The sequence below is a fragment of the Alloprevotella sp. oral taxon 473 str. F0040 genome (genome assembly GCF_000318095.2).
In the GTDB taxonomy this organism is placed as follows: Bacteria; Bacteroidota; Bacteroidia; order Bacteroidales; family Bacteroidaceae; genus Alloprevotella.
Genome location: NZ_KB290717.1, coordinates 255,337 through 276,089, shown reverse-complemented (window position 1 = coordinate 276,089; position 20,753 = coordinate 255,337). Strand labels below are relative to the sequence as shown.

The 20,753-nt window shown below is 39.8% G+C and carries 11 protein-coding genes, 1 tRNA gene and 1 pseudogene; 7 read left to right on the top strand and 6 right to left on the bottom strand.

What is annotated here, in order from left to right; all coding sequences use genetic code 11:
• Nucleotides 1-116: 116 nt before the first annotated feature.
• The 5 genes from HMPREF9999_RS06770 (at nucleotide 117) to HMPREF9999_RS06745 (ending at nucleotide 6,412) form a co-directional block, all read left to right on the top strand.
• Complete coding sequence (locus HMPREF9999_RS06770; protein ID WP_009437776.1) at nucleotides 117-713, top strand: 3'-5' exonuclease; 597 nt, start codon at nucleotides 117-119, stop codon at nucleotides 711-713.
• 337 nt (nucleotides 714-1,050) lie between these two features.
• Nucleotides 1,051-3,645 (top strand): SusC/RagA family TonB-linked outer membrane protein, encoded by a 2,595-nt coding sequence (locus HMPREF9999_RS06760; RefSeq protein WP_009437774.1) that lies wholly within the window; start codon nucleotides 1,051-1,053, stop codon nucleotides 3,643-3,645.
• Nucleotides 3,646-3,656: 11 nt separating this feature from the next.
• Nucleotides 3,657-5,270, top strand: coding sequence for a RagB/SusD family nutrient uptake outer membrane protein (locus HMPREF9999_RS06755; protein WP_009437773.1), 1,614 nt, complete (start codon nucleotides 3,657-3,659; stop codon nucleotides 5,268-5,270).
• A 151-nt stretch (nucleotides 5,271-5,421) separates the two neighbouring features.
• Nucleotides 5,422-5,495: transfer RNA gene (locus HMPREF9999_RS06750), tRNA-Asp, on the top strand.
• Between the two features lie 284 nt (nucleotides 5,496-5,779).
• Complete coding sequence (locus tag HMPREF9999_RS06745) at nucleotides 5,780-6,412, top strand: DUF4468 domain-containing protein (RefSeq protein WP_009437772.1); 633 nt, start codon at nucleotides 5,780-5,782, stop codon at nucleotides 6,410-6,412.
• A gap of 237 nt (nucleotides 6,413-6,649) precedes the next feature.
• Here the strand turns inward: HMPREF9999_RS06745 and HMPREF9999_RS10300 are convergent.
• From HMPREF9999_RS10300 to HMPREF9999_RS06720, 4 genes and pseudogenes are all read right to left on the bottom strand, one after another.
• A pseudogene (locus HMPREF9999_RS10300) lies at nucleotides 6,650-7,571 on the bottom strand (IS982 family transposase).
• A 728-nt stretch (nucleotides 7,572-8,299) separates the two neighbouring features.
• Nucleotides 8,300-9,871, bottom strand: coding sequence for a peptide chain release factor 3 (locus HMPREF9999_RS06730; RefSeq protein ID WP_009437769.1), 1,572 nt, complete (start codon nucleotides 9,869-9,871; stop codon nucleotides 8,300-8,302).
• A 12-nt stretch (nucleotides 9,872-9,883) separates the two neighbouring features.
• Nucleotides 9,884-14,386 (bottom strand): translocation/assembly module TamB domain-containing protein, encoded by a 4,503-nt coding sequence (locus HMPREF9999_RS06725; protein ID WP_009437768.1) that lies wholly within the window; start codon nucleotides 14,384-14,386, stop codon nucleotides 9,884-9,886.
• Between the two features lie 91 nt (nucleotides 14,387-14,477).
• Nucleotides 14,478-15,215, bottom strand: coding sequence for a porin family protein (locus tag HMPREF9999_RS06720; RefSeq protein ID WP_009437767.1), 738 nt, complete (start codon nucleotides 15,213-15,215; stop codon nucleotides 14,478-14,480).
• A gap of 397 nt (nucleotides 15,216-15,612) precedes the next feature.
• On the opposite strand from HMPREF9999_RS06720, the gene pheT reads away from it, so the two are divergent.
• Both pheT and HMPREF9999_RS06710 read left to right on the top strand, forming a co-directional pair.
• Nucleotides 15,613-18,084, top strand: a complete 2,472-nt coding sequence (pheT, locus tag HMPREF9999_RS06715; RefSeq protein WP_009437766.1) for a phenylalanine--tRNA ligase subunit beta — start codon at nucleotides 15,613-15,615, stop codon at nucleotides 18,082-18,084.
• Nucleotides 18,085-18,212: 128 nt separating this feature from the next.
• Entirely contained in the window at nucleotides 18,213-18,944 is a 732-nt protein-coding gene (locus HMPREF9999_RS06710) for a YebC/PmpR family DNA-binding transcriptional regulator (protein ID WP_009437765.1), read from the top strand.
• 228 nt (nucleotides 18,945-19,172) lie between these two features.
• On the opposite strand, the gene HMPREF9999_RS06705 is transcribed toward HMPREF9999_RS06710, so the two are convergent.
• Both HMPREF9999_RS06705 and tsaD read right to left on the bottom strand, forming a co-directional pair.
• Nucleotides 19,173-19,691 (bottom strand): CinA family protein, encoded by a 519-nt coding sequence (locus HMPREF9999_RS06705; protein ID WP_009437764.1) that lies wholly within the window; start codon nucleotides 19,689-19,691, stop codon nucleotides 19,173-19,175.
• A 31-nt stretch (nucleotides 19,692-19,722) separates the two neighbouring features.
• Nucleotides 19,723-20,742 carry a tRNA (adenosine(37)-N6)-threonylcarbamoyltransferase complex transferase subunit TsaD gene (gene tsaD / locus HMPREF9999_RS06700; protein ID WP_009437763.1) on the bottom strand — a complete coding sequence of 340 codons (1,020 nt, stop codon included), beginning with the start codon at nucleotides 20,740-20,742 and terminating at the stop codon, nucleotides 19,723-19,725.
• Between the last annotated feature and the right edge of the window lie 11 nt (nucleotides 20,743-20,753).

The following is a 20,753-nucleotide window of genomic DNA, read 5'->3' as shown; positions in this document are numbered from 1 at the left end:
AAAGAATACCTTTTCTATATAAGAGTTCTTGTTACTATCGCCTTTTTTTTAGATATTTGCACTAAAGTATATCGATAAGATGTTGAATCTTTTTTAATCACCTTTTTCAATAGTATATGAGTAGCTTCCAAAAATATTTGTTCTTCGATACAGAAACTACGGGAATCCCTCAGAATTATAAGGCTCCTTGTACAGATATTAATAACTGGCCTCGATTGATTCAACTTGGTTGGCTCTTGACGGATGCCGAAGGTCAGATCCTATCAGAAGGCAATCATATCGTTCGTCCAGAGGGCTTCGAGATTCCAAAGGCTGCTTCAGATGTGCACGGGATTACTACAGAGATAGCTCTTGCAGAAGGGCAATCCCTCTTAGATGTTATCTTCGCTTTTGGAACAGATCTTAATCGGTCCGATTGTGTTGTAGGGCACAATCTAGATTATGATTTGCATGTCTTAGGAGCTGAGTATGTGCGTTTGGGATATGATTCTCGAATTATGTTTGCACGTCCGACTCTTTGTACCATGCAAGCTACCATAGACTATTGTAATATTCCTGGTGCTTATGGCCCTAAATGGCCAAAGTTGATGGAATTGTATACAAAACTTTTTGGAAAAGGGTTTGATGGTGCTCATGATGCTATGGCTGATATTGTGGCGACTAAAGAGTGCTTTTTCGAATTACTTCGACGTGGCATAGTTCGTTTGCAGTAAAAGTTAAAAAGCTGTAGACTACTCGTTTGACGGATTTGCGCATTTAACCTAGACAATAATACCCAAAGAGATGAAAACGATATGTATATTTATGACTTCCCTTTTAGGAATAAGTACACTTCCTATTGGTGCAGCAGATTTTATTTTAGGAGAAGAATACATTCTAAGTTCGAGGGAGCAATCAAACAAAAAACAGCGATTCTTCTGTCAATCTGAGATATATTTCAATGGAACTGCTTTAAAAGGGCACGAGTCAAAAACTGTAGGCGCGCGAAAGATTTTTCCACAGAGGAAACAAGATAGTTTATAGGTTCTTTCATCCATAGATAGTATAGGTTTGTGGAGAAAAGAAATAGACACCAAAATTTCAAATAAGAACCTCAATACAGGTGTAATTAACAGTTCTATTGGAGTAATTTCAGGTCAAGTAGCTGGTGTAAATGTTGGTGGAAGTGGGACTGATCGTTTGGCTATGCTAACGAGTGTGCGAGTGCGTGGTAACACTTCCATTATGGGGGGCAACAATCCCTTAGTTATCATTGATGGGATATCCTCCGACTTGGTTACTCTTAGCACCATTTATCCTTCTGATATAGAAAAATTTGAGGTACTAAAGAACGCTTCTGAAACTGCACAGTTCGGATCACGCGGGGCAGCGGGGGTTATAATCGTAACCACTAAAAAAGGAAGGGATGGAAAATTTCAAATTTCCTACGACGGGAATTGGGGATGGGAGAGTGTTTACAAGAATCTAGAGATGCTCTCTGCATCAGATTATATAAAAACGGCTCAGCAATTAGGAGTACATTATTTCAATGGCGGTAACAATGTGGACTATACTGCGTTGCCTATTCGTATAGGTACAATGAATAACCATCACATTTCATTTTCTGGTGGAACGAAAGAGTCAAATTATCGAGCCTCTGTGGCTTATACAGGCCGAGAGACTGTAATTCGTCAGATAGGTTATAATAATTATGTGGCAAAACTTGATCTTACTCAATTGGCCTTTGATAATTATTTGACTATAGATTTTGGAATCTTTGGTTCGTCACAGAGTAACCGCAATATAGCGGATCCGCAAGCTTTATTCTATGCTGCCGCCACGCAGAATCCGACTCTACCTTCAAACTGGAATGGAAAAGGATGGGCTATCAATCCTACTGCTAACCAGATTGCACCACCGCAGGCAAGACTTCTAGTGAAAGACGAAGTTTTTAATCAAAACTTGAATTCACATATTTCGCTCAAATTTAAATTGCTTTCTGAGCTTACGTTGGATGTTTTTGGCGCATACACTTTTACTTCCATTGAGAATGCACAGTTTTCTCCTACATGGACAGCAGCCCAAGGTATGGCCTTACGTAAAGAAGAGAAACGCAAGGACTGGTTGTTGAATGCATCATTAGACTTCTACAAGAATTATGGAGCTCATAAGCTTAAAGCTCAATTATTGAGTGAGTTTCAAGAAAATTTATTGACTTCTTTTGGTACCACTGTGCGTGGTTTTAACTATAATGATTTTGGTTATAACAATCTAGCACTTGGTGCTTTACGGCCTTATGGAGGTACTTCCAGCTATGAAGAGTCTACTCGATTGGCTTCCTTTTTGGTTGCTTTGAAATATAGCTTATATGATAAGTACACGTTAGCTTTGACTAGTCGATGGGATGGAAGTTCTCTTGTTGGGAAGAATAAAACTTGGGGGCTTTTTCCTTCTGTATCTGGAGAATGGAATATCAAAGCTGAGTCTTTTTTGCGTGACTACTTGCCACTGACTCACTTTCTATTACGAACAGGTTATGGCCTGTCTGGAAATTTAGGAGGAATTAGTGCTTATAGTACTGTTCAACGATTAGAGCCACAAGGAATAGTTCCTCATAAAGGCACACCTGCAGTTGCTTTAAGTATACTTAGAAATGCAAACCCAAATCTAACTTGGGAGAAGCGTAGTACTTTCAATGTAGGTTTTTCCATGGGGTGGTGGAGTAATCGTTTACTTCTTACAACAGAATTATATCGCGCTTACATATACGATATGCTTTATCAGTATGATGTTCCTATTCCACCCTTTACTGCAAGTAAACTTATAGCTAATAATGGCAGTATGAGAAATGAAGGAATAGAGCTAGGAATAGGTTTTACTCCTATACAAAACAGTGATTGGGAGATGAATCTCAATGTAAATCTTACATGGTCACGCAATAAGTTACTTTCTCTAGATGGTGAGTATAATGGATTTCCTTTGACAGCACCTCATATCACAAGTATTGGTGGACTAAATGGTGCTGGCTTTCATGGAGGGAATAACAACGTACTTTATCAAGTGGTAGGTCAGCCCTTAGGTGTCTTCTTTTTACCCCACAGCAATGGTTTGGTTACTAATACTAATGGGAAAAAGCATTATAGCATTGCAGATTTGAACAAAGATGGAAAAATAGATTTATCTGATGGAGGAGATCGTTATGTTGCTGGGCAAGCTACTCCTAAATATATGATTGGCTCAAATCTCTCGTTACGGTACCGAAAATTTGATATTTCTGTGCAAGTCAATGGTGCTTTTGGTCATAAGATATACAACGGTACTGCATTGTCCTACATGAATATGTCTAGTTTTCCCGATTACAATGTAATGAAAGGGGCGCCAGAAGCACAAATAGAGGACCAAATAGCTTCAGATTATTGGCTAGAGTCAGGAGATTATGTAAATATAGATTACGTTACCTTGGGATGGAATGTCCCCCTTAGCAGTCGTAATGTGCGAGGACTTCGTTTATATTTGAGTGTAAACAATCTTGCTACCATAACAGCTTACAGTGGACTAACACCTATGATTAATAGTCATGTTCTTAATGCGACAATGGGTATAGACGATAAACGTTCTATTCCTGTTTATCGCAGTTATTCGGCTGGCCTTAGTATTCAATTCTAAAATATAATGCCATGAAAATGCTATCATTCCTTCTGCTTTTTGCTGTATTAACCTTGAGCAGCTGTTTGAACACTGAATCTAATGGTCAGCTTGATGAAAGACGAGCTTTGAACAATGCCACAAACCTCTACCTCACTACTGTTGCATCTTTATATGGTAATATTGGGGGCACGCGAGATGGTGAAGGTTTGCAGGGGACTTATCGAGGAGTCTATGATTACAATACTTTTACGACTGACGAAGCTATTATTCCAATCCGAGGAGGGGACTGGTACGATGGAGGTTTTTGGCAAAATTTATATTTACATAAGTGGACAGCTGCAGATTCAGAGTTACAAACTATGTGGAACTATCTGTTCCGAACAGTAATGCTTTGTAATCATTCTTTGGAGATGATAGAACGTTATGACTATTTACTAACAAGTCAGCAATACAAATCCTATACTTCTGAAGTACGTGCTATACGTGCCCTCTTTTATTATCATCTGATGGATCTGTTTGGACGCATTCCTATAGTAACTGATACAGGTACGCATTTAGATCAAATGAAACAGCGGTCACGTAGCGAAGTGTTTCGATTCGTAGTAGAAGAATTGCAAACTTCTTTAGCTCATCTCTCTTCGGAACGTAGTAATCTCTTGGGGAACTATTATGGACGTATCACGAAGCCAGTTGTCTTTTTTCTCTTGGCGCGCTTAGCCTTGAATGCGGAAGTCTACATGGATGATGCTTGGGTTGACAAAGAATATCCTAGTGGAATAAGTATCAGTTTCAAGGTTGGAGATAAATTGCTTAATGCTTGGCAAACAACGGTTGCATATTGCGACTCACTTACGGCAGCGGGATATTCTTTAGAGGAGAATTATGCAGATAATTTTTCTGTAAGCAATGAGCATTCTCGAGAGAACATATTTACCATACCTATGGATAAAACACTTTATGCTAATATGTTTAAGAATCTTTTTCGTTCACTTCATTATGTACACGGTGGTGCATTGGGGCGAGGAGCAGAGAATGGTAGTAGCGCAACATTATCTACACTATCCGCTTTTGGTTATGGCACAACTTCCTTGGATCCCCGCTTTGCATTAAACTTTTTTTCCGATACCGTAAGGGTTGATGGTAAAACAATAAAACAAATAAGTGGAAAGGATTTAGTCTATCATCCTACTGCTATTCAGATGCAACTCACGGGATCTGTCTATGAAAAAACTGCAGGAGCGCGTATGTTTAAGTATGAAATAGATCGTACATCATATGAGGATGGCAAACTTCAAAACAATGATATCGTGTTATATAGATATGCAGATGCCATGTTGATGCGAGCAGAAGCTCAAATTCGTCAAGGATTAAATGGTGATACAGACATTAATGAAGTAAGAAGACGCGTGGGGCTACCAAAACTTATTCATGCTTCCTTAGAGGATGTATTGAAAGAACGTCGGTTGGAATTAGTCTGGGAAGGAACACATAGACAAGATCTCATTCGCTTTCGCCTTTTCCATCTGGCTTATGAGGAGCGTCCGCAGCTAGAGAGAGAAGCTAATGCCTATACCACTGTATTTCCAATTCCTGCATCTACCTTACAAATGAATAAACTATTACTGCAGAATCCTGGCTATTAGTTTTTTATCTGATTTTGTGTGAGTGTCGAAAAGTAGCACATGTCGTGTTACATGGCTCAGTGCTAGCACTTGCTTAGTTTATATTCATAAATAGTTTCGAAAACATTTGGCTGTTATATTTTTAATGCGTAATTTTGCCTTGCAAAACTAAGGTGCGTTAGTTCAGTTGGTTAGAATACATGCCTGTCACGCATGGGGTCACGGGTTCGAGTCCCGTACGCACCGCATTTATTTGCAAGCATTGCTCTTTCAAGAGCTGCTAATGTTTTAGAAATTCCCTTTGAATCGTTGTAGATGTGGTATCTGCAACGATTCTTTTTATACATACTATTAGTGTAGAGGAAGGCTGTTTTTTAGAGAAAGCTTTTCAATGCATGATTTTATCTGCTCAGTATTAGGTATTCTGTAGTAAAATCAGAAACTTATCACTTCATTTGCAAATATACATATAGTGTGCGCCTATCATTTCGAGAATTAATTGTATATTTGTCCGCAAATACTTCTATTATATGAAAAAGATTCTCATCCTTGTATGCTGCCTCTTCTTGGGGAGCACTCTTATTAATAGGGCGCAGAGCAATGATAAAGCTCAAATTGTTGTCACAGACAATTATCTTGCTGGAGCAGTGACCGAAAAGAAAGGTCAAGTTTTTTTTGAGCAAACTTATACAGTGCCAGGAAAGTCTAAAGTAGAACTTTTTGAAATTTTGAAAAATTATACCCAGTCAGTCGTTAGTGGAGAAAACCATCTTCCACAATCTCGTATTACGGAGTTATCTGTTGAAGAAGGAGTAATAGCAGCTTCTTTAGAAGAGACTCTTTGGTTCAAAAGAACTGCGCTTGTTTCAGATTTTGCTCGTTTTTTCTATCAGTTAGTTTTTGAAGTATCTGATGGACAGTTCACAGTCAGCTTACGCCGTCTGCGCTACATTTACGAACCTATGGTAACCCCAGGACAAGATAATGTGATGCTTGCAGAAGAATGGATTACTGATAAAGAGGCCTTGAGAAAAGATGGTACACAACTTCGTCGAGGTACCAGTAAGAAGTTCCGTGTCGCTACTATAGATCGTAAAAATGAATTGTTTCGTGGAGCAGGTAAGGCTTGTGGGATTAAGTATGTTCGAATAGTTGAAGACTAGCATAAGCCCATTTCTCTATAATTGGGTAAAACCTAATAACATGAAAAATATTATCCAGCATAATGAGGCTGAAATCCCGCAAGAGGATTCCAGCCTCTTTTGTTACATAGCTTGTTGCTAAAACCTAGTAACCCCAATTCGGTTTAAGGTCACTCCCTTTTTACTCAGGTTATAGCCCACAACGATTCTTTCAACCTAGTTTTAGATCGAAGATTCATTGTTTCACACAAGTATGTTTTAGAAAAGTGTGAGCTGCTTCACCTCTGCTTCTCCCTCCATCTCAAACTCCATATTGATAGAGGGTTTTGTATCGTAGAAAGCATAAGCCGCCATTCCAGCCAAAAGGTTGACCATAAAGTTTGAGACACTTCTGTGGCGGGTATGAACAATGTGCGCTACGTTCTTGAGCATATCGTTGATGGTCTCGATAATGCTTCTTTTACGGAGCATAATTTTGTCGTGTACATCCATTAAGCGGTTCTTCATATTAGTGCGTATTCCCGTGACGATGTGAACTCCCCTATCGAAGAGAGAGGCAAAAAGTGATTGGGAAATATAACCTTTATCGGCATATAATTTCCCGAACAAGTCCTTAGTCAAGTTACTGAACACCTACGGGCTACGATCGTCCACATTGGCTTTGGTGAGTGTAAAGTTGAGTAATTCTCCTCGTTCATTACACAGCCAGATGCAGCTTAAATCCATAGTACCATCCCATCGTACTTTTCCCTTTATGAGCATAGCCCTTGAAGACACGATTAGAATACTCACGCTTGTTTTCACACACGGGAATACGTGTCGAATCGATAAAAGTAATCCCTGTACATTCCCCCATCAAAGCTAGTTTAAGGAAGAGCAAAAGTGGAACCGCCACTCGTGGCATACGTTTCACAAAGCGGGTATATGAAAGTAGGTTGGGGAACTCTTCTTTTAGTTCTCGACAGACGTAGAAGAGATAGAAATGTTTGAAATAGCGAAACGTATTGCTGTGGAACATGACAAGAATGGTAATCCTTTCTGCATCACTCATTCTTCCCTTTCTATTGCGAGTTTTAGGGTTGTTTGGAGAGGGATTATTATTGTTCAATTCCAGTTCATATTCTTTGCAGAAATCGTCTGCAATACAATAACTTTCCGTAACTTTGCTAATAAGTTTCATAGAGGATTGTTTTATCGTTATCTATTTGGTTTTCAACAATAAACACACGAAAAACAATCCTCTTTTTGGGCTTTTATTGAAAGTATTTTAAGGCAAAAAACAACCCTTGCTTATCCCGAATTGGGCTTAGTTTGCTCCATTGTTCTTGTTTGTTCTTTTCTTTCACAACAATAATAAGAACTTTGGAGCTTACACACTAATATGGGACACTATAAAATCCCCTCCCTCTATTTGATTAGGAGACTTGCTTTTTGAAAAAGAAAGCCCGAAGTCCTATTCTAAAGGGCTTCAGGAAGCTTTCTTGTGCCGTTTGGATTTACTAGACAGCTATAGATTCTATCATCTTATCCCGCTTTGCAGGGTTTAAAATAGCAATACGGAATTGTTGCTGTCTGGTAAAATCTGGGAGGTTAGAGAATCGAAGCAAAATCCTTCATATCTTGTAAAAACAGCCTTCTAAAAGAGTATTATGGAGAGAAAAGGAGCTTGAGTATATTGAAATTGATAGTATGGCAAATACAAGCCCCTTAATCTAACTTTCCTTGCAAACAACTATGTTTCAGAAGGTTTTGAAAGTAGTTCGATTTTTTACCAGACAGCAACAATATGGAATATAATACTTATATGGGACAATTATAGTTGTTTTGTAAAAACAAGAATATAGAAAAATCGTGGTACTCGTCTATAATTTAGACGAATACCACAATTAGGTTATAGAAGAATAATGCTTAGAATTCACTGGTGAAATGGAAGCGAATGTTTTTGAAGTCTTGTTGTGCCATTTGAAGCACGTATCCTGAATCTGCAAGAAAGACATCTCTACCTTCTCTGTCCTTTGCCATATATTGGTACTTACGCTTCTTGAATTGTTCTAGTTCAGTAGGATCGTCACTCTCAATCCAACAAGCCTTAAAGAGGTGTACAGGTTCCCAGCGACATTTGGCTCCATATTCGTTCTCTAGTCGATATTCTATGACCTCAAATTGAAGTTGTCCGACCGTGCCAATAATCTTTCTGCCATTAAACTCATTGATAAATAACTGAGCTACACCTTCGTCCATGAGTTGGTCAATACCTTTTTGCAGTTGTTTGGTCTTCATTGGGTCTGCATTCTCTATGTACTTAAACATTTCTGGTGAGAATGATGGAAGACCTTTAAAGTGAATCATCTCACCTTCAGTCAGCGTATCACCAATTTTGAAAATCCCATTGTCTGGAAGGCCTACAATGTCACCTGGGTATGCCTCGTCAATGGTTTCCTTTCGTTGCGCCATAAATTGTGTTGGGCTAGAAAAACGAACTGTTTTTCCATTACGCACATGAGTATATGGTGCATTTCTTACAAATTTGCCTGAACACACCTTACAGAAAGCAATACAAGAGCGATGGTTAGGGTCAATATTTGCAGTAATCTTAAAAATGAAACCTGTAAATTTCTTTTCTTCTGGGTCTACCAGACGTTCTTCTGCTTGAGTAGGACGTGGAGAAGGTGCAATCTTAACAAAGCAGTCAAGAAGTTCCTTAACGCCGAAGTTATTTAAAGCTGAACCGAAAAAGACAGGAGCAATATCAGCTGATAGATATTGTTCTACTTCAAACTCAGGGTATACTCCGTCGATAAGTTCCAAATCTTCTCGCAGCTTTGCTGCATCGGAATCACCTACATTTGCTTCCAGTTCTCCAGGAGCATTGATGTCTACAGCTATTTTCTCAGTAACTTTTTGCTTGTCTGCTTGGAACAGATCGAGTTGCTTTTCAAAAATATTGTAAACCCCCTTGAATCTTTGTCCTTGGTTTATCGGCCAAGAAAGTGGACGCACTCCAATTTGCAGTTCTTCTTCGAGTTCGTCAAGGATATCAAAGGCATCACGCCCTTCTCTGTCCATTTTATTTACGAAGACAATAACTGGAGTCTTTCGCATTCTGCAGACAGTCATGAGCTTTCTTGTTTGAGCCTCCACACCTTTAGCACTGTCTACCACGATGATAGCTGAATCTACGGCTGTAAGAGTTCGGAATGTGTCTTCGGCGAAGTCTTGGTGACCAGGAGTGTCAAGGATATTCACCTTATAACCTTCATAGTCAAACTCCATAACAGATGTTGTAACAGAGATACCACGTTGTTTTTCTATCTCCATCCAGTCAGAGGTGGCAGTTTTCTTGATCTTATTATTCTTTACTGCACCAGCTACTTGTATTTGTCCACCAAACAATAGGAGTTTTTCCGTGAGTGTTGTCTTACCAGCATCAGGGTGAGAGATAATGGCAAATGTGCGTCTGCGTTGTATTTCAGTATTCATATATAGTTGGACTTATTTCGGAGCTTTTATCGTTGTTGTTTTATTCTTTCTCTTTCTTGTAAAGAGGTCCAACAAGGAACTAAAATCACGTTTAATTTGTAGTCCTAGCCCTTGAGTTGTCAATGTTGACTTAGAAAAGTAACGGTCATTAGTTTCACTGTATGCCTTTAGATTGACTGTACCAGTAGGTGTAAGGAGGTAATGCACATTAAAGTCGCCTACAAAGTTGGTTGTTGCCGCCTCTCTTTCGTGGTATCCTAGTTTACCTGTAAATTGCAAACGATTATCTAGTAATCTACCTGTAAGCAGACCATCCACTTCCATGTCGCTCCATCCCAGCTGTCCTGTACTTACATTGGCCCCAAAAGTCCAGTTCGTATTGCCGACAGCATTAGCGATAATATTATTTAGCTGTGATGAAAGTGTACTGGAAAGCAGAGATTTCATCATAATCTCAGACTGACTGCTAGCTGTTCCTCCTAAGCCATTAGCATAGTTGTACGTAAAGAATCTGCCAACTCCTAGTAGATATAGCACTTGTGTAGTGCGCTCTTCGTCAGAAGCAATGAGATTGCGCACCATCATCTTTTCATCTTCTCCTACATTTGGTAAGTCAAAGTCTAGAGACAGATTCATGTTACTCACTTTGCCCGTGAAATTAATGAGACAATTAACAGGGGTAGTGTTGTTTGTAAAGGTTGTACCTATATTTAAATCTGCAAGTGAGGCAGAATTCACTATATAGGAGGCCAATACATTCACATCTGCATTGAGAGGATTACCAGAGAAGTTTACTGTACCCCCGGGTCGTAAGGCAAAAGTCTTCTTTATGAGGTTTTGAATACTCAAATCATATGTTCCATTAGCAATGCTATACGTCCCAAACATTTGGAACTCTCCTTTATTATAGAAGGAAGCTTGGATAGGACCACTCCCATGTACTGTAATGAGGTCACCGCTCTTAGCATCGGTTACCATACGTAGGGTAGCATTAGGAGTAACTTCCACATGAAAATTCAAACGAATATCCGTTTTACTAGTTGGTTCTATAGGGTTGTCTATTTGTTTTTTTTGCAGACTATCGTTCCCAGCAGTTGTTTCTTCTACTGCTGGACGAAGTGTTAGTAATTGGTGATCTGCATCATCTGGACGATCTAAGACATAAGTGAGTACACTATTATGCTCAGTGCGTACTCGGATGTTCGCATTAAGTTGATTTGGGGCACCCCAAACTCGTACATTGCCGCTGCCGAAAGCTGTAGCGTAAAATGGTAAATCAATAGTTTGTGGTTGATCGTACATCAATATATTCTGACCTTGCATGGTAAAGTCGAAATGCATGTCTTTAAGATGGCGATGGCGTAAGGCTCCTGTGACACTTCCTTTACCTTGTAGCCCATCAGCAATGATGGCGTTGTTTACAGAGAAAACTCCAGGAGCAATAAGAACATCAGCATCTTTGACAAGATATTTGACTCCAGTAACTGGAAGTGAAGCTGATGCTGAAGCACGTTGTCGCCCTTCAAAATCGATTTCTTTAAAGGTGCCAAAAATACGTGTTGTTCCGGTCGTACGTCCTTGTATATTATCGAATATACCATCCACATAATAATTGAGAAAACCGATGGACGTGTTGTTCGCTTTGATTTGTAAGTCTAAGTCTTTTCTGCCAAGACTCACATAACCAGCTACTTGAGTTTTGCTGATATTCCGTTCCTCGATATCAGCTTTGAGGAAAATAGTTTGATCACTTCCTCGGAAACCACCCTCCACTCTTGCATGTCCCAGTGAAGAATAGTTGAAAGTGAAATGTGGGATATCGAGCTCTGCTTGAATATGTAATTCATTGTGTTCTGTGGGACGAATAATCGCTTGTCCTGTGGCGCGACCACCAAAGACAACATCGTCAAGACCAATCATAGAAAGTGCATATCCGACATCAAATTGGCGAAGATTTACTGAGAGACCTTCGCTGTGTTGCGCATACTCCCCTGAAATCCCTAATCTTTGTTGTGCATGTGATAAGGAAAGATTATTAATCTTCAATCTCCCTTCATTGAATACGATGCTACCTGGTTCTATATTCCAAATAGTATCATTTACTGCAAGTGATGTAGGTAAAATATCTACTCGTAGATGACTACCTTTTAGGTGTTGGAGATGTAGCTCATTAATATGCGTTTCACAAGAAAACGCACCGTAAAAGTGTTTATTTCTCTGCTCTGCCCACTGTAGGTTTGTCTTTAACTTTCCACTATCTGTATAGGCTTGGAGTTCAAGTTGTAAATCTGCCTTACGCATTGGACGAAGCGCTTTTGCCAGAAAGCGAAAATCAGAGTTCTCACTCCGCGCAGCTACAGTGATATTCTGTAATTCTGTAGATCCAATACGCACTTCTGGGGCATCAGCCGTAAGGTGAAACTTACTTCCATCAGAGGTTATTCTTCCCTCCACGTGAATGTCTTGATTAGCAGAGATATCTATTTTAAGTATACGCTGCAAAAAGTCAGTACGCTTAAGATGAAGTCCAAATGCTAGAGCAGTACTATCTGATGCTATAGTTCCAGTATTGTGAGTAGCTACTATTTTATTGTTATCACTTCGTTTGGAATCATGAGCCTCAACTTCAACAACGTCCTTCTGTTTTAATATCATGTTCCACCATTTTTCTGCTGAGTTCTTGATTTGTTTCCAGTCGGTAGCCCCAAAAGCAGTCACGTCAGCAAAGTCACTCTCTAATCTAAGGCGTGTGCCATTGTTCTGTGGTGTAACATGCAGTGAAAGATAGTCTAAATAATAAGGTGTTCCCACATTTTTCATCGAAAATTGTCGAACTTTTAGCTGTCCATAGGGATGCTTAAAATCAAACTGTGGGGCTTTTAAGTCAAAATTAAAGGAAAAAATTCCACTTCCCCACTGCTTAGTCAAGCCAAGCTCGGAAGGAGATAAATGCGCCACTTGTCCACTAGCATAAAGTTGCGAAGGGTGCCAGTTTCTATCCAAAAATGCTTGAGCTTCCATGTTTAAGTGAAGAGATGGATCTTTAGCATCAAGCGATACTTCTGCTTTGCTATTGAAGAACGAAGCTCTTGCAGCCAAGTGTTGGTAACTACGTTGGTTGAATTCGATATGCGGAATCTTCAACTCTAATCTACCATTAGGTTGCGCATTGTCATTAAATAGTATGTGACCTTGTGCTTCAAACGCGACGGATGTAGGCAAATTGGGAATCTGCGACAAAATAGAGGGCTGTAAACTACGTGATGAGATGCGCCCTGTTATATTGTTTTTCCAATATGTGGCGTTAACTTCAATTCTGCCTATGGGCGATGATATGTTTCCTTCGAAGAAACTACTATTATTAACGGCATAACGTAGTCTACCTTGCAGTTGAATCTCATCAATAGGACCCAGCCATTGTGGCAAATCCTTCAGTGAGAGTGATTGCATCACAGAGCGAACGAAGCGTTGCTGGAAGGAGAATTTGTGTAAATGCGCATTCACAGCACTAAAGCTACCATTGGGAATTGAAATAACTGCATCACTAATAATATTAATTCTATCAGTTGCATTACTCAATCTTAAATCGGTTAGCTTAATTTGTCCTTTTCTCACAGCAAACTTGCTACTAATAAAAAAGAGCTCGTTAAGTGGATGTAACTGTGGCAATAAGGGTGCAATATCATTCGTGGCCATGCGCGCATCTTCGATAGAACCTTGTACTACCAAAGAGTTAAAAATCTTGTCAAGAGAAGAACCATCATAAGAAGCGACAAGACGTTCTTGGTTGATGCGCGATTGAGGAGTCTGAAGAGAAAAATCTTGAATCTCTGCTTTGTGTCGATTAGCAGCAAGCCTGAAGCGCAAGTGAGATAGCTTCCAACCGCAATTTTCTTCAGCTGAAAACTGACGAATGCGCAGGTTTATGCTGTCGTTAGTTAAGCACTTGAGTGATAGAATAGCATCAATGTTCTTTAATTTTATGTGATGTGGAGTGAATCTTCCAGCATGAGGTTGCGGATGAAACAATTCGTCGTAAGACAGAATGCATCGTCGCATGATAAGAGAATTGATGCGTAAGTCCGTTTTTGAGTTGTTGTCTTCGTTTTTGCTACTAAACGCATCAATAATGTACTGAAAATTGGTTGCTCCTGATTTACTAGATTTGTAAAGGGTTATGTGTGCATCAAGCAAAGCGACATTGCGTAGAGAAACCTTCCCTTTAAGAAGAGGAGTAAGTTCAATTTTTCCAAATATCAACTTACTATTTAACAGAGTTTTTCCAGATTGGTCTTTGAGTAGCACATCATGTAAATGTATGCTATTGAGTAGACCTATTTCGACAGAGCCTATTTCAACTTCAGATTGTAGTTTCTCTTCTAGTTGTTGTTCTATTACGTTCGCCAAATGTTTTTGCACACCCTGTGTGTTAAGTGCAAAAACCAATAAGCCGTAAGACACCACGATGATGCCTAACGACCACTGAAAGAAAAGACGAACATTGGGCTTTCGCATGAAAGTTTACAGTTATTCGAGAATGACAGAAGAAATGTATGGTAGTTAATCGTGATTCTACAAAAGAGAAGTCATGATAAAAGGATGATTATTACTTTTTTCTCCATGGGAAATCCAATAAATAAGTAAACTTCAGCATTAGAGTGTTGTTTGCAGATTTGGCGAAAGGGTCCTTTTTGGCATTGTGGAAAATGTCAGATAGTCCATAATAATAACGCGCATCAACAATAAAGTGACCTATACCTGTTGTAAACTCTGCACCTAGTCCTCCTACTATTCCATAATCTAAATGGTTCTCTATAGATTTGCCATATTGTGCCACTACACCATTAGCGCGATTAGGTTGTAACTCTCCATTGACTTTATGAGTTGTCCATGTGGAGGAACGTAGCTCTTCATCTCTCAATGCGTAACTCAATTGAGGTCCAGCTAAAAGAAAACCCTTAAATCCACGTTGTTCTTCTCCTAATCCTAAGCTTGCCATGATGGGTACTTGAATATAGTCTATTTTCCGTTGGTACGTGTCTGGCAATGTAAGGGCGTTTGATGAAACAATATCTTCTTTCCAACCTGCTCGCCAATAGTTTGTCTCTATTTGGATTGCACAGATTAGTCCATAATACTTTTCGCTGGTATAACGCGCAGTCAAACCAGCCACAGGACCAATTTGATAAAACTGGCGAATATTAGGAGTGAAGAGTATTTTGTTTAAGCTAACGCCACCATTTAGGCCAAGCGACCACTGACTACGTTGGTCACCCACCTGAGCGAATAAGCAGTTTACGGCAAAGAAAAAGCCAAAACAGAATATATGTGTAGCTTTTAGCATTGGTATATACGTAAAATATCATTTTAAATTACCTGCGAAGTTACTGAAAAATCCCCATTTACTCACTCTTCGGTAACTGAAAATCGTGTTTTCGCGAGTTTCATCTTTTCATTCTCAAAAGAAATGAGTAAATTTGCGGAGTTATTTTTACAGTAATCTCCTATGAACCTCACTCAATTCTTGGAGATTTTCCAAAAAGTCTCGGAGAAAATTTAAAAAGTCTCAGAGATTTTCTAGAATATCTCGGAGACTTTTTTATAAATCTCGGAGATAATATTGGAATCTATTGGAAAATGAGCAATTAATCATTAGTTGTCATCTATTTTTATTAGTAGGTGCTGCTTCAATTGTTCTTCATTAGTACTGTATACTTCAAGGTAGTAAACGAAATTGCATTATGAATATATCTTATAAATGGCTGAAAGAATATGTCGATTGCGACATGTCGGTCGAAGAAATTGCCGTAGCTCTCACCTCTATTGGTTTGGAAGTTGGCAGCGTAGAAGAAGTTCAGACTATACGAGGTGGACTTAAGGGACTCATTGTGGGGCATGTTTTGACTTGTGAACCACATCCTAACTCTGATCACATGCACATCACAACCGTAGATTTGGGTAATGGTGATGCACCTACGCAGATTGTTTGTGGTGCGCACAATGTTGCTGCTGGTCAAAAGGTTATTGTTGCTACTCTTGGTACCATATTATATGATGGGGATAGCGAATTTGTCATCAAAAAGTCTAAGCTTAGAGGTGTCGAAAGCTTGGGTATGATTTGTGCAGAGGACGAAATTGGTGTAGGTACTGGTCATGACGGCATTATGGTTTTGCCGGAAGACACAATGATAGGTACTCCAGCTGCTGAGTATTTCGGACTAGAAAGTGACTACCTCATTGAAGTTGATATTACTCCAAACCGAGCTGATGCTTGCTCACATTGGGGCGTAGCACGCGATCTCTATGCCTATCTTCTGCGTAATGGTAAGGCAACTAAGTTGCATCGTCCTAGTGTAGACAATTTTAAGGTAGATAATCACGATTTACCCATAAAGGTGTCAGTAGAACAAACAGATGCTTGTCCACGTTATGCTACTGTATCTCTCAAAGGTTGCAACATTCAAGAAAGTCCTAAATGGTTGCAAGATAAGCTCACTACTATTGGTTTGCGCCCCATCAATAATATTGTAGACATCACGAATTATATCATGATGGCCTACGGACAACCGCTTCACTGCTTTGATGCTGACATGATTGAGGGAGGAGAGATTGTGGTGAAGACATTGGAGAATGGGACAAAGTTTGTCACCCTAGACGGTGAAGAACACGAACTCTCTGATAGAGATCTTGCTATTTGTAATGCGAAAGCTCCTATGTGTATTGCGGGAGTGTTTGGGGGTAAAGGTAGTGGCACGTATGAAACCACAAAGAATGTAGTATTTGAAAGTGCATACTTCCATCCAACTTGGGTGCGCAAGAGTGCACGTCGCCATGGGCTTAACACTGATGCTTCTTTCCGCTTTGAGCGTGGCATCGATCCTGATGGCCAAATCTACGCCCTCAAGGCTGCAGCTCTGCTGGCAAAAGAATTGGCAGGTGGTGAGATTTCAATGGATATTGTTGATGTCCAACAACCTTCATTGGTTAAGCACTTTGATGTACAGCTTGAGTATACCTATGTAGATGAAGTAATAGGCAAGCATATTGAGCCTGAATTGGTGAAGTCTATAGTAGCTTCTCTTGATATGCAAGTCTGCTCAGAGACTCCTGAAGGCTTGTCTCTACAAATCCCAGCTTATCGTGTCGATGTACAACGTCCTTGTGATGTCGTAGAAGACATTCTGCGTATCTACGGATACAACAATGTAGAGATACCTACAAGTCTAAAGTCATCCCTTACAGTTAAGGGAATAAATGATGTTAGCCAAAAGTTGCAGAATCTCATTAGTGAACAGCTTGTTGGTGAAGGTTTCCATGAAATTCTCAACAACTCTCTCACTCGTGAAGCTTATTATAAGGATTTGAAGACCTATGCACCCGAACATTTAGTGCATTTGATGAATCCTTTGTCTAGCGATCTCAATGTTATGCGCCAAACTCTCCTATTTGGTGGACTGGAGAGCATTGCACACAATGTGAATCGTAAGGAAGCTAATCTTCGTTTCTTTGAATTAGGCAACTGCTATCATTATGATGGTGAAAAACGTAGTGCTGAGAAGGTGCTAGCTCCTTATAGTGAAGCTCTCCATTTAGGGCTTTGGATTACGGGACGTCGGATTGAGAATTCTTGGGCACACGCAAATGAAGAAGCCAGTGTTTATGAATTAAAAGGGTATGCTCTTAACGTTTTGCGCCGTTTGGGTATTGCGCTTGGCCAATTCTTAGTGGAGGATGGAAAAAATGACATCTTTTCTAAGAGTCTTGCCGTGGTAGACCGTAATGGTAAGGTCTATTTAGAGCTTGGTCTTGTGAAGAAAGCACTTTTGGTAGCTTGTGACATTGAAACGGAAGTATATTATGCTGATTTCAATTGGTCACTTCTTATGAAGAAATTGCCTAAGAAAGATGTTTCATACACCGAGATTTCTAAATTCCCAGCTGTACGTCGTGATCTTGCTTTACTATTAGATGCTAAAGTAACTTTCGGCGAAATAGAACGCATTGCTTTTGCCTGTGAAAAGAAACTTCTGAAGCGTGTAGAACTCTTTGACGTATACGAAGGTAAGAATCTTGAAGCTGGGAAGAAGAGTTATGCGGTATCCTTTGTACTTCAAGATGAAGCCAAGACGATGAATGACAAACAAACCGAGGCTATCATGGCTAAGATAGTTAAGCAACTTGAGCAACAACTTGGTGCTGTGCTTCGTGGCTAAGCATTTTATTATAGTATTTACATCCATTTCTTCATGTTTATCACCCGAACTTTTACTCTTTTAGGAGAACTAATATGAAGAATAGGTTATCATAAGACCAAACAACCACAATAAACAAATAGATTCCTATGGGAAGAGCATTTGAATATCGTAAAGCCGCAAAGATGAAGCGTTGGGGGCATATGGCCAGAACCTTCACAAAGATTGGTAAACAAATTGCTGTTGCTGTAAAAAGCGGCGGACCTGATCCTGAAACAAATCCCACGTTACGTGCTATTATTGCAACTGCGAAGCGTGAGAATATGCCAAAGGATAACATTGATCGTGCCATCAAGAATGCGATGGGAAAAGATCAGAGTGATTATAAGACCATGACATACGAGGGTTATGGTCCTCATGGAATAGCTGTCTTTGTTGATACGCTTACTGACAATCCTACTCGTACCGTAGGTGATGTTCGCTCTGTATTCAATAAATTCAGTGGTAACCTCGGTACTATGGGGTCGCTGGCTTTTCTTTTCGACCATAAATGTGTCTTTGCCTTTAAGCATAAGGAGGGTTTAGATATGGAAGAACTCATCTTAGATCTCATTGACTATGGAGTTGAAGATGAGTTTGATGAGGATGAAGAAGAAGGCAGCGTGACAATCTATGGTGATCCTAAATCTTTCAGTGAAATCCAGAAGCATCTTGAAGCTGAAGGCTTTGAAATAGTAAGTGCTGAATTCACGTATATCCCTAATGATCTCAAAGAAGTTAGCGCAGAACAGCGCGAAACTATTGACAAGATGGTAGAACGTCTTGAAGATTTTGATGATGTTCAGAATGTTTACACGAATATGAAGCCAGAAGAAGATTGATTCTTTGGCTTTATAATGGATTCTATTTTATCCTATGATGCAAACAGCTCCTTCTCTGCATTTTGCAGAGAAGGAGCTGTATCAGTTTTATTGCTGTCTGGTAAACTTCCAAACGGCAATATTTCCATATATTTAATTTGGGGGGATAAATAATATCGCATCCTAGTATATACTAAGATGCGACATTTCTAGTTGAGAGTCTTCGCAGTTAATAAAAAGAACTCTGTTTTAGGCTTCCTCACTGCCACCCAGTTCTTCTTTAAGAAGATCGAGTAGCAAATGCATAGCAGTGGATGTAGCTGAAGCAAGGTTTTTGTCTCGACCATTATCCTCTTCAAGCATAACAGTCTTAACATTCGTAGATGATGCTACTGCAATCCAGATTGTTCCTACTAGAACTGAGTTTTTACCACTATCGTGACCACCAGGGCCAGCGAATCCTGTCACAGAAACTGCATAATCTGTATCAAAGGTTTTTCTTGCTCCTTGTGCCATTTGCACAGCAACTTCTTCGCAAACGGGGGTTTTTTCTTCAATCACTTGAGCATCTACTCCGAGAAGATTTATTTTAACTTCATTAGCGTATGCCACAACGCCACCTTTAAAGTATTGAGAAGAGCCAGGAACAGCTGTGATAACGCTTGCTATACGGCCTGCTGTGCAGCTCTCTGCAACGGAGAGCGTTTGATGGTTACGCCAGAGGATTTCATTGACTTCCTTGCTGACAACTTTCAAATCTAAGTCCATAAGATATGAGATGAGAGTATGGATAAATAATTTAGAATACTGTACGAGAAAATGCGGGCTTGTCAAGCGAACAAAATTCCCCATCTAAGTAGCGGTAGTGGCCACTCATTGCGATCATTGCCGCATTGTCGGTGGTATAGGAGAATTTAGGTATATATATCTTCCAAACACCTTTATCCTCCATGTCTTGGAAAGCTTTACGAAGTGCACTATTAGCACTTACTCCGCCTGCCAGGGCTACATGTTTAATTCCTATGTCTTGAGCTGCTTTCTTTAACTTTTTCATGAGAATTTCTATGATGGTAGCTTCAAGAGAAGCGGCTAAATCATTTTTGTTATTCTCAATAAAGTTTGGGTTTTCAGCAACTTTGTCACGAAGGAAATAGAGGAAAGAAGTTTTCAATCCTGAAAAGCTATAATCATAACCTGGTAGATTAGGTTTAGCAAATGAGAAAGCTCTAGGATTGCCTTGACGTGCCATGCGGTCTATGATGGGACCACCAGGATAGCCTAGTCCCATGACCTTAGAACACTTGTCAATAGCTTCGCCTGCAGCATCATCAATGGTCTGTCCGAGTACTTCGAAGTTATTATGTGAATTAACTTTGACAATCTGAGAATTGCCACCGCTGACAAGCAGACAAAGGAAAGGGTAGGGGGGGACTTCTTTTTTATCATCTGGTGTTTGGATGAAGTGTGCTAGGATGTGGCCATGGAGGTGATTAACATCAATGAGTGGAATGCCAAGACTCGCTGCTAGGCCTTTAGCAAAACTTACTCCAACGAGTAGGCTTCCCATTAATCCTGGCCCCAAAGTTACAGCTATAGCAGAAAGTTCCGATTTCTCAATATTGGCCTGCTTCAGAGCAGCATCTACAACAGGAACAATGTTTTGCTGATGAGCCCGGCTTGCCAGTTCAGGTACAACACCACCATACATTTCGTGCACAGCTTGAGAGGCTGTTACATTGCTAAGAAGAATACCATCGCGCATTACTGCAGCAGAGGTATCATCGCAACTTGATTCTATAGCAAGAAGAGTAATAGACATAACTAAGTTTT

Coding starts and splice junctions, on each gene's coding strand:
- HMPREF9999_RS06770 (WP_009437776.1), top strand. CDS start 117: ATGAGTAGCTTCCAAAAATATTTGTTCTTCGATACAGAAACTACGGGA.
- HMPREF9999_RS06705 (WP_009437764.1), bottom strand. CDS start 19,691: ATGGACTTAGATTTGAAAGTTGTCAGCAAGGAAGTCAATGAAATCCTC.
- pheT (WP_009437766.1), top strand. CDS start 15,613: ATGAATATATCTTATAAATGGCTGAAAGAATATGTCGATTGCGACATG.
- tsaD (WP_009437763.1), bottom strand. CDS start 20,742: ATGTCTATTACTCTTCTTGCTATAGAATCAAGTTGCGATGATACCTCT.
- HMPREF9999_RS06730 (WP_009437769.1), bottom strand. CDS start 9,871: ATGAATACTGAAATACAACGCAGACGCACATTTGCCATTATCTCTCAC.
- HMPREF9999_RS06755 (WP_009437773.1), top strand. CDS start 3,657: ATGAAAATGCTATCATTCCTTCTGCTTTTTGCTGTATTAACCTTGAGC.
- HMPREF9999_RS06720 (WP_009437767.1), bottom strand. CDS start 15,215: ATGCTAAAAGCTACACATATATTCTGTTTTGGCTTTTTCTTTGCCGTA.
- HMPREF9999_RS06745 (WP_009437772.1), top strand. CDS start 5,780: ATGAAAAAGATTCTCATCCTTGTATGCTGCCTCTTCTTGGGGAGCACT.
- HMPREF9999_RS06725 (WP_009437768.1), bottom strand. CDS start 14,386: ATGCGAAAGCCCAATGTTCGTCTTTTCTTTCAGTGGTCGTTAGGCATC.
- HMPREF9999_RS06710 (WP_009437765.1), top strand. CDS start 18,213: ATGGGAAGAGCATTTGAATATCGTAAAGCCGCAAAGATGAAGCGTTGG.